Annotated in this window: 14 protein-coding genes; 6 read left to right on the top strand and 8 right to left on the bottom strand. The window is 64.7% G+C overall.

Annotation, left to right across the window (positions count from 1 at the left end; genetic code table 11):
* Positions 1-26: 26 nt before the first annotated feature.
* Complete coding sequence (locus PRN20_RS03100) at positions 27-566, top strand: PH domain-containing protein (protein WP_273955590.1); 540 nt, start codon at positions 27-29, stop codon at positions 564-566.
* Between the two features lie 63 nt (positions 567-629).
* Here the strand turns inward: PRN20_RS03100 and PRN20_RS03095 are convergent, their stop codons facing one another.
* From PRN20_RS03095 to PRN20_RS03065, 7 genes are all read right to left on the bottom strand, one after another.
* The gene (locus tag PRN20_RS03095; RefSeq protein WP_273955589.1) at positions 630-1,400 is read right to left on the bottom strand and encodes a ribonuclease activity regulator RraA; all 771 of its coding nucleotides are present in this window, start codon (positions 1,398-1,400) and stop codon (positions 630-632) included.
* Between the two features lie 29 nt (positions 1,401-1,429).
* On the bottom strand, positions 1,430-2,593 hold the full coding sequence (locus PRN20_RS03090) for a mandelate racemase/muconate lactonizing enzyme family protein (protein ID WP_273955588.1): 1,164 nt from the start codon (positions 2,591-2,593) through the stop codon (positions 1,430-1,432).
* A 10-nt stretch (positions 2,594-2,603) separates the two neighbouring features.
* Entirely contained in the window at positions 2,604-3,815 is a 1,212-nt protein-coding gene (manD, locus tag PRN20_RS03085) for a D-mannonate dehydratase ManD (protein WP_273955587.1), read from the bottom strand.
* A gap of 153 nt (positions 3,816-3,968) precedes the next feature.
* Positions 3,969-5,069, bottom strand: coding sequence for an ABC transporter ATP-binding protein (locus PRN20_RS03080; protein WP_273955586.1), 1,101 nt, complete (start codon positions 5,067-5,069; stop codon positions 3,969-3,971).
* Positions 5,070-5,145: 76 nt separating this feature from the next.
* The gene (locus PRN20_RS03075; RefSeq protein ID WP_273955585.1) at positions 5,146-6,024 is read right to left on the bottom strand and encodes a carbohydrate ABC transporter permease; all 879 of its coding nucleotides are present in this window, start codon (positions 6,022-6,024) and stop codon (positions 5,146-5,148) included.
* Positions 6,021-6,980 (bottom strand): carbohydrate ABC transporter permease, encoded by a 960-nt coding sequence (locus PRN20_RS03070; RefSeq protein ID WP_273955584.1) that lies wholly within the window; start codon positions 6,978-6,980, stop codon positions 6,021-6,023. Before PRN20_RS03070 ends, PRN20_RS03075 begins: the two co-directional genes overlap by 4 nt.
* Positions 6,981-7,054: 74 nt before the next feature.
* Entirely contained in the window at positions 7,055-8,482 is a 1,428-nt protein-coding gene (locus PRN20_RS03065) for an extracellular solute-binding protein (RefSeq protein ID WP_273956766.1), read from the bottom strand.
* A gap of 317 nt (positions 8,483-8,799) precedes the next feature.
* Here PRN20_RS03065 and PRN20_RS03060 point away from each other — a divergent pair, with 317 nt between their 5' ends.
* The 3 genes from PRN20_RS03060 to PRN20_RS03050 all read left to right on the top strand — a co-directional run bounded on the left by PRN20_RS03060 (position 8,800) and on the right by PRN20_RS03050 (position 12,276).
* A complete protein-coding gene (locus PRN20_RS03060) occupies positions 8,800-9,498 on the top strand; it encodes a GntR family transcriptional regulator (RefSeq protein ID WP_273955583.1) in 699 nt (232 codons plus the stop codon).
* A gap of 67 nt (positions 9,499-9,565) precedes the next feature.
* Positions 9,566-10,915 carry a mandelate racemase/muconate lactonizing enzyme family protein gene (locus PRN20_RS03055; protein WP_273956765.1) on the top strand — a complete coding sequence of 450 codons (1,350 nt, stop codon included), beginning with the start codon at positions 9,566-9,568 and terminating at the stop codon, positions 10,913-10,915.
* Between the two features lie 158 nt (positions 10,916-11,073).
* The gene (locus tag PRN20_RS03050; RefSeq protein WP_273955582.1) at positions 11,074-12,276 is read left to right on the top strand and encodes a mandelate racemase/muconate lactonizing enzyme family protein; all 1,203 of its coding nucleotides are present in this window, start codon (positions 11,074-11,076) and stop codon (positions 12,274-12,276) included.
* Here the strand turns inward: PRN20_RS03050 and PRN20_RS03045 are convergent.
* Positions 12,240-12,455, bottom strand: a complete 216-nt coding sequence (locus tag PRN20_RS03045; protein WP_273955581.1) for a hypothetical protein — start codon at positions 12,453-12,455, stop codon at positions 12,240-12,242. The two genes, PRN20_RS03050 and PRN20_RS03045, sit on opposite strands and share 37 nt — an antisense overlap.
* 403 nt (positions 12,456-12,858) lie before the next feature.
* Between PRN20_RS03045 and PRN20_RS03040 the strand changes: the two genes are divergently transcribed.
* Positions 12,859-13,554 carry a L,D-transpeptidase gene (locus tag PRN20_RS03040; RefSeq protein WP_273955580.1) on the top strand — a complete coding sequence of 232 codons (696 nt, stop codon included), beginning with the start codon at positions 12,859-12,861 and terminating at the stop codon, positions 13,552-13,554.
* A gap of 41 nt (positions 13,555-13,595) precedes the next feature.
* The gene (locus PRN20_RS03035; protein WP_273955579.1) at positions 13,596-14,387 is read left to right on the top strand and encodes an alpha/beta fold hydrolase; all 792 of its coding nucleotides are present in this window, start codon (positions 13,596-13,598) and stop codon (positions 14,385-14,387) included.
* The last annotated feature ends 12 nt before the right edge of the window (positions 14,388-14,399 follow it).

Raw genomic sequence — 14,399 nt, 5'->3', positions numbered from 1 at the left:
ACTCGCCCACCATTGGGGGCTTTGGTGTGGACGACAGATACATTCAGGGGCGCCTGCTCGCCGGGGAGCACATCCTGTGGGAAGGGCGCCCGGCGCAGGGACTGCTGCTCACACGACGCGACGCCCTGCTGATCCCCTCCAGCCTCGTCTTCCTCGGCTTCTCCATCTACTGGACGATGCTGGCCTCGAACTACGGAGCGCCCGACTTCTTCGCGCTGTTCGGCGTCCTGTTCATCGTTGCCGGGCTCTACTTCGTTGTCGGCAGGTTCCTGCTCGACGCCTGGCTGCGCAGCAGGACGCAGTATGCCGTCACGGATCGGCGCGTGCTCGTCATGCGCGCCGCACCGCCCGGACGATTCACGGCCGTTGATCGCGCGAAGCTGCCGGCGATCGACCTCAGCGAGCGCGCCGATGGCCGAGGCACCATCCGGTTCGGTGCGCCGGAGCCCATTCTGCAGGGCCGCAACAGTCTTGCGGGCTGGACACCCTCGCTCGATGCCGTGCCCCAGTTCCTCGCCATTGATCGCGCGCGATACGTCTTCGATCTCGTGCAGCAGCCGAGCTAGCGCCGCCCACCAAAAGCAAAGGGCGCCACTGGGGCGCCCTTTTCCGGAGTCTCTCTTGCTGCCTCAGTGGCTCGGGCTGGGCGGCAGGCCCTTGGCCTTGCGCCAGGCCTGGTACTCTTCCTCGGCATCGGGGTGCAGCGGGTAGTAGCGGCGGAGCGATTCACCGGCCGTCAGCTTCTCGCGGCTGAACACTTCCCACTCGGCGTGCTTCTTGGAATCCTCGATGACCTTTTCGGCCATCGACTGCGGCAGCACCACGACGCCGTCGTCATCGGCCATGATGATGTCGCCCGGGATGACCATGACGCCGCCGCAGGAGATCGGCACGTTCACCGCCGACGGCCAGATCGAGACCTGAACGTGGTAGTTCGGGGTCCAGCCGCGCATCCAGATGGCGAGGTCGAGCTTGTCGACATTGGGCTTGTCGCGCATCACGCCGTCGATGACGATGCCGGCGCCCTTGCGGCCCTTGAAGTAGGTCGACATCATGTCGCCGAACACGCCCGAGCTCAGGTCGCCGCGCGCGTCGACCACGACCACGTCGTTCTCCTCGACTTCGTAGAGCACGTGGCGGTGCAGCTGCTTTTCGGGATCCGAATACTCGCCCTCGCTGAACAGGTCGGGGCGCTGCGGCATGAACTGCAGCGTCAGCGCCGTGCCGACGATCGACTTGCCCTTGTACTGGCTGACCGGGCCGATCATGTGCGGGTTGCGGAAGCCGGAATGGCCGAGCGAGCCGGCGACGGTGGCGGTGCCGATATCCTTCAGCGCGGCGATGATGTCCTTGCTCGGACGCTTGAACGCCGGGATCGGGCTTTGCATGACGTGGACCATATGTGTCTCCTCCAAAATGAGATGTGGCTTTACCAGTTGGTGACCGAACCGTCGCGACGGCGCAGGTGCGGTGCCTCCCAGAATTTGAAACTGTCTTTTTCCAGCATCTTCTCGTTGACCTCGATGCCGAGGCCGGGCCCGTTGGGCACCTGGAACACGGCGCCATCGAGCATCGGCATCTCAGGGAACAGGTCCGCTGTGGGCGTGCCGGCATAAAGGTCGGTGGCGTTGGCGCGCACTTCGAGCGCGAAGAAGTTGGGCGTCGCAGCCGAGAAATGGATCGTCGCCGCCGTGCAGATCGGACCCAGCGGGTTGTGCGGCATCAGGTCGACATAGTGCGCCTCACTCCAGCCGGCGACCTTCATCGCCTCGGTGAAGCCGCCGACATTGCAGAGGTCGAGCCGGTTGTACTGGTGGATGCCGCGCTCGATGTAGGGCAGGAACTGCCACTTCGAGGCAAACTCCTCGCCGATGGCGAACTGCACGTCCGTCAGCGTGCGCAGCGACTCGTAGGCTTCGGGCGTCTCGTCGCGGATCGGCTCCTCGAGGAAGTCGATCGTGCCCGACGGCATCTTCTGGCAGAAGCTCGCCGTCTCGGCGACCGACAGGCGGTGGTGGTAGTCGATGCCGAGCACCACGTCCTCGCCCAACTCCTTGCGCGCCCGGATCAGGAACTTCGCGGTCTTGCCCACGCTCTCGCGCGGCTCGAAGATCCCGGACGCATCATTCCAGGCGGCGGGGAAGAAGCGGATGGTGGACCAGCCGCGGGCGATGAGTTTCTTGGCTTCCTCGATCGTCTCGTCACCGCTCTCGGTGATGGCGCCGGTCGAGGCGAAGGTCGGGATGAACTCGCGGTGCTTGCCGCCGAGGAGTTCGTAGACGGGAACGCCGAGCGCCTTGCCCTTGATGTCATGGAGCGCGATGTCGATGGCCGACTGGGCGGCGAGCAGCACGCGGCCGCCCTCGAAATACTGGCTGCGGTAGAGCTCCTGCCAGATGGCGCCGATGCGGAACGGGTCCTTGCCGACGAGGAACTGGGCATAGTGCTCGAGGGCACCCACCACTGCCTTCTCGCGGCCCGACAGGCCGCTCTCGCCCCAGCCGAAAATGCCCTCGTCGGTCTCGATCTTGACGATCAGCTGATTGCGATGCCCGACCCAGACGGGGAAGGGCTTGATTGCAGTGATCTTCATGGGGTGGCCCTCACCAGCTGGTCATCGAGCCGTCTTCCAGCCGGGCGACCGGCAGGTAGGCGGCGGCATAGGGGTACTTGGCCGCCAGCTCTTCATCGATATCGGTGCCGTGGCCGGGCGTCTCGTTGGGGTAGAGGTAGCCGCGGTCATAGCGCCAGTCGCACTTGAAGACGTCGTACGTCTCCTTGGTGTAGCCGGTGAACTCCTGGATGCCGAAGTTCGAGATCGCGGTGTCGACGTGGATATTGGCGCCCATGGTGGCGGGCGACATGTCCATCGGGCCGTGGCAGGCCGACTTCACGTGGTAGATCGAGGCGTAGTCGAAGATCTTCTTGATGCCGGTGACGCCACCCGCATGCACGGCCGTGACGCGGATGTAGTCGATCAGCTGCTCGGAAATCAGCGTCGTGGTGTCGTAGATCGAGTTGAACACCTCGCCCACGGCCAAGGGCTGCGTGGTGTGCTGGCGGATGATGCGGAAGCCTTCCTGGAGCTCGGCGGGGATCGCGTCCTCGAGCCAGAACAGGCGGTAAGGCTCGAGGTCCTTGCCCAGCCGCGCTGCCTCGATCGGGGTCAGGCGGTGATGCACGTCGTGCAAGAGGTGCACGTCCCAGCCGACGGCGTCGCGAAGCTTGTCGAACAGCTTGGGCACCAGCGGCAGGTACTTGTGCGTCGCCCAGACTTCCTCGGTCACCATCGGCTTGATCATGCCGCCGGCGGCCTGGTCGGTGGAGGGGCCGGTGCCGTAGATCGGCGGCAGGCCGGGGATCGAGACCTGGGCGCGGATGGCGTCGAGCCCCTGCTCGCGCATCCGGATGACGCCTTCGGTCACTTCGCTGATGTCGAGGCCGCCGACGTGCTTGTAGACCATCACCTTGTCGCGCGACCGGCCGCCGAGCAGCTGGTAGAGCGGCATGTTGGCAACCTTGGCCTTGATGTCCCACAGCGCCATGTCGATGGCGGCGATGGCGGCCATGGTGATCGGGCCGCGGCGCCAGTAGGCGCCCTTGTAGAGATACTGCCAGATGTCCTCGGTGCGGAGCGGGTCCTTGCCGATCAGCGTCGGCGCGATGTGGTCCTGCAGGTACGAGACAACCGCCAGTTCGCGGCCGTTCACCGTGCCATCGCCGATGCCGTAGACGCCTTCGTCGGTGATCACCTTCACCGTGACGAAGTTGCGCCCCGGGGAGCAGACGATGACCTTGATTTCCTTGATCTTCATTTGATGTCCACTGACCATTGCCTCCCTCCGCCCTGAGGGGAGGGTTTAGGGAGAGAGGAGTGCAGCAGGCACGACAGGAGCCGCGCGTCCCCAACCCCCTGTCCCTCTCCTCAAGGGAGAAGGGAGCCGCGCGACTTCAAACAGATGGGATCGTCAGTCCGCCAGCTTCAGCGCCATTTCGGTTTCGCCGTCGAACAGGTGCATGCGGTTCTGGTCGAACTCGATGAACACCGGCTCGTCCGGCCGAAGCAGGAAGGTCGGATCGACGCTGACATTGACCACGGCGCCCGAAACGAAGACCTGGGCGAAGGTGACGTCGCCGGTCGGCTCGACCGTGTAGACCTTGCCCGGCACCGAGCCCGGCACCTGCGCCTTGTGCACCTTGATGGTCGAGTGACGGCCACCCAGCACCACCTTGTTCGACTTGGCGCTCAGCGCCTTCTTGGCGTTGGCGGCGTTCAGCGGCAGTTCCCAGCCCTCGGGGCTGGCGAGGACGACGTCGGTCCCCTTGGTCACCGCGGTCAGCGGCACGAGGCTCATTGCCGGCGAGCCGACGAAGCTGGCGACGAACATGTTCACCGGGTTGGCGAAGACGTTGGCCGGGCTGTCGTACTGCTGCAGGAACCCGCCGTTCATCACCGCCATCTTGTCGGACATGGTGACGGCCTCGAGCTGGTCGTGCGTCACATAGATGATGGTGGCGTTGAGGTCCTGGTGGAAGCGCTTGATCTCCGAACGCATCTGCACGCGCAGCTTGGCGTCGAGGTTCGACAGCGGCTCGTCCATCAGGAAGGCGCGCGGCTCGCGCACGAGCGCACGGCCGAGGGCAACGCGCTGCTGCTGGCCGCCCGAAAGCTCGCGCGGCTTGCGCTCCAGCAGGTGGACGATATCGAGCGTCTTGGCCGCGGCCTGGACGCGCTTGTCGATCTCGTCCTTGGGGAGCTTGCGCATCTGCAGCGGGAAGGCGAGGTTCTTGTAGACCGACTTCTGCGGATAGAGCGCGTAGTTCTGGAACACCATGGCGATGTCCCGGTCCTTCGGATCGAGATCGGTGACGTCGCGGTCGCCGATGCTGATCGTGCCGCCCGACATCGGAATGAGGCCGGCGACGAGATTGAGCGTCGTGGTCTTGCCGCAGCCCGAAGGGCCGACCAGTGCGACGAACTCCCCGTCCTCGACGGTCAGTGACACGTGGTTCACGGCATAGACGTCGCCGTAATTCTTCACCACGTCTTTGAGGACAACCTGAGCCATAAACTTAGCTTTCCATAGGCAGGAGCGGTTCGTCGAACCGCTCTGGGTCTTGTTTGGTCGCGCTCCTCGGAGCGCACTAGTGCTTCACGGCGCCCTCGGTCAGGGCACGCACGAAGTAGCGTTGCAGGACGAGGAACAGCACCACGACGGGGATGCTCATCATGAAGGTGGCCGCCATCAGCCCCGGCCAATCCGTGGCGTTCTCCGAGAAGAAGCGCTGGATGCCGACCGGCAGGGTCATCTGATCGTGCCGGGTCAGGAACGTGTAGGCGTAGATGTACTCGTTCCAGGCGCCGATGAAGCTGTAGATCGAGGTGGCGATGATGCCCGGCGTCGACAGCGGCATGACGATCAGGAAGAACGCCTGGAAGCGCGTCGCGCCGTCGATGCGGGCCGCCTGTTCGAGCTGCACCGGGATGTTGTCGTAGAACCCCTTGAGCAGCCAGATGGCGAGCGGCAGGCCGAACGTCAGGTAGGTGAGGATCAGCGAGCCGTGGGTGTTCACCAGCCCGAGCGCCTTCATCAGGATGAACAGCGGCACGAGGAAGACCACGGCCGGGAACATGTTCCTGAGCAGCACCGCAAAGAACAGGAAGGTGCGGCCGGGGAAGCGGAAGCGCGAGAACGCATAGGCCGCCGGCACCGCTACCACCACCGCGAGGATGGTCGTGAGGGTCGAAACCCACACGCTGTTCAGGAAATACTGCACGAAGTCGCGGCCGACGCTGCCCGACGGATCGATCAGGCGCCAGTAGTTCTCGAGCGTCGGCTCGGACGGCCACCACTGCGGCGGGTATTGCATGGCGGCAAAACCCGTCTTCAGCGAGGTGATGAACATCCAGATCATCGGCATCACGGTGAAGCCGAGCAGCAGAAGGAGGAAGATCCGTCCGCTCCAGCGCCAGCCGCCGGCGCCCTTGCGTTGCGTCACCGCAGCTTCGGTTATTGCGGTCATGTGGCGGCCCTCGCGTCGTCGCCCTTGGTCAATGCACGGACATAGAAGTAGCCGAGCACCATCATCACGATGAACAGGATCACCGCATAGGCCGAGGCGACGCCCCAGCGCTGCCGCCCGAAGGCGAGCTGGTAGATATGGGTGATCCAGATGTCCGACGAGCCGGCCGGGCCGCCGCCGGTCATGATCCAGGGGATGATGAAGGAGTTGAAGTTCTGCACCGCGAGCAGCAGCAGGGTGACCATCGACACGCCGCGAAGATGCGGGAACGTGACGTGCCAGAAGCGCTGCCACGGGCTCGCACCATCGACCTGCGCAGCGCGCAGCAGCGTATCGGGCACCGTCTGCAGGCCCGCCATCAGCATGATCATGGCGAAGGAGAATTCCTTCCACACGTTCACGACGATCAGCGCGTAGAGCGAGGTGCTGGTGTTGTCGATGAAGTTGATCGGCTTGTCGACGAGGCCGACCTGCGTCAGCATCGCGCTGATGGCGCCGAAGTCGGAGTGATAGAGCCACTTCCACACATACGAGGCCGCCACGGCGCTCACCACCCACGGAATGAGCAGGATTGCGCGCAGGACCCCGCGGCCGGCGAACTCGCGATGCAGGGCAAGCGCGGCGCCGAGGCCGATCATGAAAGCGAAGAAGGTGGAGACCACGGTCCACACGACCGTCTGCCAGGTGACCTTCCAGAAGATCGGGCTGGTCAGGATGGTGACGTAGTTGTCGAGGCCGTTGAACTGCTTGGCGCTGAGCGCCAGGCTCGCCGGCGTGTTAAAGAAGCTCAGCTCGATCGTGTAGTAGATCGGGTAGCCGATGACGATCAGCATCACGATGATCGCCGGCGCCACATACAGATAGTCGAACCGGCTGTTCCAGACCTTCTGGCGAAGGCCGACGCGCTTGGGCTCGGGCACGTCGCGGAAGATGGCTTGTCCCTGAACGGTGCTCACAGCGCATACCCTAGTTGGTGAGAATAAGAGACCGGCGGCGATGCCGCCGGTCCGAGATCAGATGGATCAGGCGATCAGATGCCGCCGCCGCCGTCGACGATGGCCTGCACCTTGGCAGCCGCATCATCGGCCGCCTGGTCGACCGTCATGTTGCCGGTGAGAGCGTTCTGCAGCATGTCCGGAACGATGATGTTCATGATTTCCGGAGCCTGCGGGATCACCGGGAACGGGATGCCGTTGGGCAACATCGAGGTGGTGACGTCGAGGAACTTGATGGTGTCCAGGCGTTCCTTCATGGCGTCGGTCAGGAAGCCATTGATGTTGCCGGGGTTGGAGCCGACCCAGGCGAGCCTGGTCGACCATTCCGGGCTGTTCCAGAAGCAGATCAGAGCCTTGACGGCCTGCTCGTCCACCTTGCCGCCCTGCACGAACTCGGGCTTGACGACGTGGATGTTCGAACCGCCGAACACCACGGCGCGCTTGCCGTCCGGACCGGCCGGGATCAGGCCATAGCGCATGTTGGCCACCACTTCGTCGGCCGCTGCCTTGTCGGCACCGGTCGCCTTGGAGGCGAGGTCGGTCATCTTGGCGTATTCGGCCGGGTGGGCGATCATCATGCCGAGCTTGCCGGCGATGAACGGCGCCTGGTTTTCACCCTGCGTGTTGGTCAGCGCGGAAGTCGGGACCGACTTGTCCACGGCATACATCTGGTAGGCAGCCTGGAGCGCAGCCTTGGAGCCGGCATTGTTGATCCAGACATCCTTGTAGCCGGGCTCGGCCGAGGCTTCGTCCAGCGCGCCGCCACCATAGGCCCACATCTGCGGCATGAAGCGGAACGGCGTGTTGCCGGCGTTCTGCTTGGCCACGAGGCCGTAGCCCGGGATGCCGAGCTTTTCGTTGATGGTCTTGGAATAGGTGACGACGTCGTCCCAGGTGGCCGGCGGATTTTCCGGATCGAGGCCGGCATCCTTGAACACCTTGGCGTTCCAGATCATCGCCATGGTTTCGTTGTTGGTCGGCAGGCCGTAGCTGACGCCCTCATAGGTCACGGACTTCAGCGCGCCGGGCCAGAAATCGGCAGCGGTGTAGCCGACATCTTCCGGCTTCAGCGGCTGCAGGTAGCCCTTGGCGGCGAACTCGACGCCGCCCAGGATCTGCAGGCGGATGACGGCCGGGGCCGAGTTGCCGAGCAGCGAGGTGCGGAACTTGTCGAGCAGTTCGTTGTAGGTGATCGACTGAACGTCGGTCGTGATGTTCGGATAGGCGGCCTTGAAGGCCTCCCAGAACGCCTTGTCCTGCTCATGCGCGATCGCCGGATCGGCTTCGAACGGCCCGGTGTACCAGTAGCTGACGGAACCGGTGTAGTCGTTCGGCACGACCGCGCCGCAATCCTTGGCAGCGTCGAACTGCTTGGTGCCGGCGATCGACTTGACGTACTCGGGCGACCACTTGGACAGATCAACCGACTGCGCGTAGGTCGCGGTGGCAGTGCTCGCCACCATGCTCGCTGCGCTCAGGGCGGCGATCGAAAGCCCGAGCAAACGGCGGGCACGCTTCTCGCGATGACGCGAAGTAGGCATTCAGGAATCCTCCTCCAAAAAATCTGAGCGCGCCCGGGCCATCCGGCCCTCGCAACGTCGCCCCACAGCTTGCGCTGTTACGGTGCTCGGGAACCGGCCTGCTGTCGGCACTCCCAACTGGTATGGCACAGTTCCAGACAACGTCATGTATGTCAACATCACCAAAGTTGTACATTATTTCTGAAAGATAGCGTGCAATCGGACTTGGCTTGCCCAAAAAACATGCATAAACAGGTGCAATGAGTGAGGTGACCGACATACCGGACAAGCCCGAGGAGACGCTCGAGCAGCACGGTTCCGTCTACGAGATGATCCGCGAGGACATCGTCTCCGGGCGTCTCGAGCCCAATGAGCGGCTGAAGGTCGCAGACCTCGCCGAGCGCTACCAGACCTCGACCAACCCCATCCGCGAAGCGCTGCAGCAGCTGCGCGGCGAGGGGTTCGTGCTCATGGAGCCCAATCGCGGCGCCCGCGTCCGGCCGATCGACGCCGATTTCGTGCGCGACATCATCGAGATCGAGATGCTGATCGAGGCAGCGCTGACGCGCTGGTTCGTCTCCATCGCCGGCGACTCCGACATCGACGAGCTCGAGGCGATCCAGGCCGAGATCGAGGCCAACAACTTCACCGACCGGACCCGGCACGGGATACTCGACACGCGCTTCCACCAGTTCATCTACGACCGGCACTACAACCGGCACGCGGCCGAACTGTGGTGGAAGCATCGCGAGATTCTGCGCGCCATCAGCCGGCGCTTCCCCACCTCGCTCAGCCGGCGCGTCTCCGTGCTACGCGAACACCGCGAACTCATCGCCTGCATCCGCGCCCAGGATGCCGAGGCCGCCGCTGCGGTCGTCGCCCGCCACGTCGAAGGCTCGGGCCGGCACATCATCGAGCAGATGGGCGTGGCGCAGCGCAACGGCACCACACGGCGCTGATCGCGCAATCCATTTTTCAGTCAGCCATTTCGAGGAGGAGAGGGTAGTGACGCTTGAACTTGACAACCTGACAGCGAACGAGCGGATCGAAGGCAATGTCCGCACGGCCTCACGGCCGAGCGAACTGCGCATCACCGACATCCGCGTCGCCGAGATCGTCGGCGCCCCGTTCACCTCGGCGCTCCTCAAGATCTACACCAACCAGGGCATTGTCGGCTTCGGCGAAGTGCGCGACGGCGCCAGCGCCACCTATGCGCTGATGCTCAAGAGCCGTCTCCTCGGCGAGAACCCGCTCGACATCGACCGGCTGTTCCGGCGCATCAAGCAGTTCGGCGGCCATGGCCGCCAGGGCGGCGGTGTCTCGGCCATCGAGATCGCGCTGTGGGACATTGCCGGCAAGGCCTATGGCGTGCCGATCTACCAGATGCTGGGCGGCAAGTTCCGCGACAAGGTGCGCGTCTATTGCGACACCGACGCGGAAAAGCCGAGCGGCGCCGAGACCGGCAGGCGCCTCAAGGAGCGCATGGACCTGGGGTTCACCTTCCTCAAGATGGACCTCGGCCTGATGCAGATCGCGGACGTTCCGGGCGCCGTCGTCGGCCCGGCCGGCGTGCTCGACGCCTTCCGCCACCATGCCGGCGATTCCTCGCCGCGCACGCTCGAGGGCCGGAAGAAGCGCAACCTCGTCTACGACGCGCAGAACGTCATGCACCCGTTCACGGGCCTGCACTTTTCCGAGAAGGGCCTCGAGCTGCTCGAGCAGTACATCGCCGAAGTCCGCGAGGTCATCGGGCCCGAGATTCCGCTCGCCATCGACCATCTTGGCCACATCTCGCTGCAGGACGGCATCCGCCTCGCCCAGCGCATCGAGAAGTACACCCCGGCCTGGCTCGAGGACGTGATCCCCTGGCAGCATACCGAGCAGTACCGCCAACTGCAGCAGTCAACCTCGGTGCCGATCTGCACCGGCGAGGACATCTATCTGAAGGAAGGCTTCGAGCCGCTGTTCAACGCCGGCATCTCGGTCATCCACCCGGACCTGTTGACCTCGGGCGGCATCCTCGAGACCAAGAAGATCGGCGACGCGGCGCAGGACCACGGCATCGCCATGGCCATCCACATGGCCGAGAGCCCGATCGCCGCGATGGCCGCCGCCCATGTCGCGGTCGCCACCGAGAACTTCCTCGCGCTCGAGTATCACACGGTGGAAGTGCCGTGGTGGGACGACATCCAGCTCGGCCTGCCCAAGCCGATCGTCAAGGATGGCTTCATCACCGTCTCGGACAAGCCCGGCCTCGGCATCGACGATCTCAACGACGAGCTGCTGCGCGAGCACCTGCAGCCGGGCGTCACCGGCATCTGGGAGCCGACCGACCGTTGGGACAACGAGTACTCCTGGGACCGCACCTGGAGCTGACGCATCGGGGGTGGGGCATACCCCACCCTCATCGTCTCCCCGCACGGGGAGGGAACCGACAACCAGCGACACCCCCCGCCCCGGTAGGGAAGGGTCAAGGCCGGCGAGGCACAGAGCACGAACGCCACCGGCCCGTCCGGACGAATAGAGAGAACACCATGAAAATCACAGACTTGCGCGTTGCCGTCATCGGCAAGCATCCGATCGTCCGCATCGTCACCGACGAGGGCATCTACGGCATCGGCGAGGTGGAATACACCAAGACCTACCTCAAGCCCTTCATCCTCCACTTCCGCGAGGCGCTGATCGGCGAGGACCCGACCGACGTCGAGCGCTGCATGATGAAGATCCGCCAGCGCGGCTCGTTCAAGCCCTACGGCGCCGCCGTCTCGGTGATCGAGCATGCGCTGTGGGACATTGCCGGCAAGGCGGCGGGCGTTCCGGCCTACAAACTCCTCGGCGGCAAGGTGCGCGACAAGGTCCGCGTCTATAACGGCTCAGTGCGCCAGAAGCGTAGTGGCGATCGCCCCGAGGACTTCGCCGCCGACGTCAAGTGGATGGCCGAGCAGCCGCAGAAGTTCTTTATGGTCAAGCAGGGCCTGAGCTTCCACTCGTCCCAGAAGGACAGCTACCCCGATTTCCACTATGGCCCGATCGGCAAGAAGGCCGGCTATCACGGCGCCATGGACCAGGGCCAGATTTCCGAGCACGGCTTCAACTACCTGCTCGATTGCGTCATCGCCATGAAGGAAGCGCTGGGCGACAAGGTTTCGCTCGCCCTCGATTGCGGCCCGGGCTGGTTCCTCAACGACGCCATCAAGTTCGCCCGCGCGGTCGAGCCCTACAACATCATGTGGCTCGAGGACATGCTCACCGGCGACTACGTGCCGTGGGTCAATCCGCAGGCCTATCGTGAGCTGACCACCTCGACCTCGACGCCGATCCATACCGGCGAGCAGATCTACCTGCGCCACAACTTCAAGGAACTGATCGAGACCCAGGCGGTCCGCGTCGTCGGTCCCGATCCGGCCGATATCGGCGGCATTGCCGAGCTCAAGTGGGTGGCCGAGCACGCCTACATGCACTCGATCATGATGGCGCCGCACGGCACCGCGAACGGCCTGCTCGGTCTCGGCGCGCTGATCAATGTCTGCGCGACGCTGCCGGCCAACTACATCGCCTTCGAGTACCCGTCGGCCTCCGACGATTTCTGGAACGAGATCGTCACGGGCCTCCCCTCCGGCCCGATCGTCGTCGACAGCCATGTCGACCTCCTGCCGGGCCCAGGCCTCGGTCTCGACATCGACGCCAAGGCGGCCAAGCGCTACCTCAAGGAAGAAGACGCCGGCTTCTTCGACTGATCCGAACGCAGCCGGGCGAGGCGCCTTTCGAGGCGCTCCGCCTCGGCTCGGCCGTAGCGGCTCATGCGAAAACCAGCGACGATGCGCTCGATCTCGGCGCGCCGTCGCTCAAACTGATCGACGGTCTCGGTCTCGCGCCGCGGGACGCGCAGCGGCGACCAGCTATGGTGCTGTGGCATTGGTATCCCCAAGGTCATTCAGTGCAAAAGGGGAACCAAGCTAGCGCATCGCGCTGCTTCGCCACCTGCACGGTTTGTCGCTGCGTCAGGCTGCCACGGTGGGGCGGTCGTGGTGCTGACGCCACGTCCCCGGCACATCCCGGTTCACCCCGCGACTCAGGCTCCTCGCCACCTCCCTGATGCTACGGCGGAGGGCCGCTTCTGCCTCGGTGGCTCGAACCGCGCGCACGCGAGCGCGAACCAGGCCGATGTCGGAACTCTTCGCTAAGTCCCGGCCGGAGCACGCCGAACGGGAGCCCCTTCCTGCCATTGTGCGGTATGAGACCAGCCTTACTCCGGGCCTTCTGCGGGTGTGGGCCCGTGTTATTCTTGGCTGGGGAATGGGAGTGGGGAGACTCAAGCCATGATCGTAGACGATGGGATTCCGGCAGGCGAACCGGACGCGGCAGTTCGGCCCACGATTGTCAGTCGCCGCTCGTTTCTGTTCGGATCGGCCGCCGGTCTCGGCGCGTTGGCGCTCGCCGGTTGCGCCCCGTCCGGGAGCATGAGTTTGGCCGAAGCGAGGAATGTCTACGGGCCGCGGCCCAACGAGCGTTTCCCGATCCCGGCCGTCAATGTCAGCAAGGTAGATCCCAAGTACTATCGCCGGACAGTGCGCTACGACACCGCGGAAGTGGCCGGAACGATCGTCGTCGATCCGCGCAACCACTATGTCTACCGCGTCGAAGGCGATGGAAACGCCACCCGCTATGGCGTCAGTGTCGGCCGCGCCGGCTTCCTGTGGAGCGGCGACGCCTATATCGGACGCAAGGCCGAATGGCCCATCTGGACGCCTCCCGCGGAAATGATCAAGCGGCAGCCGGAAGTGGCCAAGTATGCCGGCGGCATGGCGCCAGGCCTCGACAATCCGCTCGGCGCCCGGGCGCTCTATCTCTACCAGAACGGCGTCTACACGCTCTACACGCTCTATAGCACCAGCGCGCCGGAGACGATCGGCAGGGGCATTTCAAGCGGCTGTATCGGCCTGCTCACCCAGGACATGATCGACCTCTACTCACGCACGCCGGTCAACACGAAAGTGGTTGTTCTGAGGGCCTAGGTGACAGCGCCGCCGTAGGCCAAACCCCAGTGGACGATCCGATGAGCACCCCCAGCAGCACGGGCAAGGTCACGGTCGGCGACGCCGAAATCTACTACGAGATCCATGGCGACGGCCCGCCGCTCGTGCTGCTGCATGGCGGCGTCGACCCGTCCCAGACCTTCGGCGCTCCGCTCGCCGCCATGGCGAAGACGCACAAGGTGATTGCCATCCACATGCGCGGCCACGGCTTCAGCACGGACAGCGACGCGCCCTGGTCCGACGAGCTGATGGCCGACGACGTCGCGGCCATGCTCCAGCACCTCGGCATCGACAAGGCGCGCTTCATGGGCTATTCGCTCGGCGCCGCCGTCGCGCTGCAGGTCGCCTTCCGGCACCCGGAACTGGTCGAGAAACTGGTCTTGGTCTCCGTGGCCTTCCGCACCGACGGCGACTATCCCGAAGTCCGGCAGGCCTTCGAGCAGATGCCTGCCATGGCCGCTGCCATCGGCAGCCAGATCGCCGCCTCGCCGCTCGCGCAGTTCTATCCCGACGTCAACTGGGAGACGATGATGCGCAAGAGCGGCGAGATGAACCAGCCCGAGCGCGACTGGACCGAGGGGATCAAGGCCATCGAGGCTCCGACGCTGCTGGTCTTCGCCGACTCGGATTCCATCCGGCCCGAGCACATGGTCGAGTTCTGGAAGCTGCTCGGCGGCGGTCAGCGCGACGCCGGCTTTGACGGCTCGCTGCGCCCCGCCAGCCAGCTCGCCATCATCCCCAACACCACGCACTACAGCCTGATCCAGTCGCCGCTCCTCACCGAGGTCGCGACGGCCTTCCTCACGCAGTAGCGCTCGCTGCCG

This window comes from Devosia sp. ZB163, assembly GCF_028613635.1.
GTDB lineage: Bacteria > Pseudomonadota > Alphaproteobacteria > Rhizobiales > Devosiaceae > Devosia_A.
The sequence above is the reverse complement of the archived record's forward strand: the minus strand, read 5'-3'. Positions and strand labels throughout refer to the sequence as shown.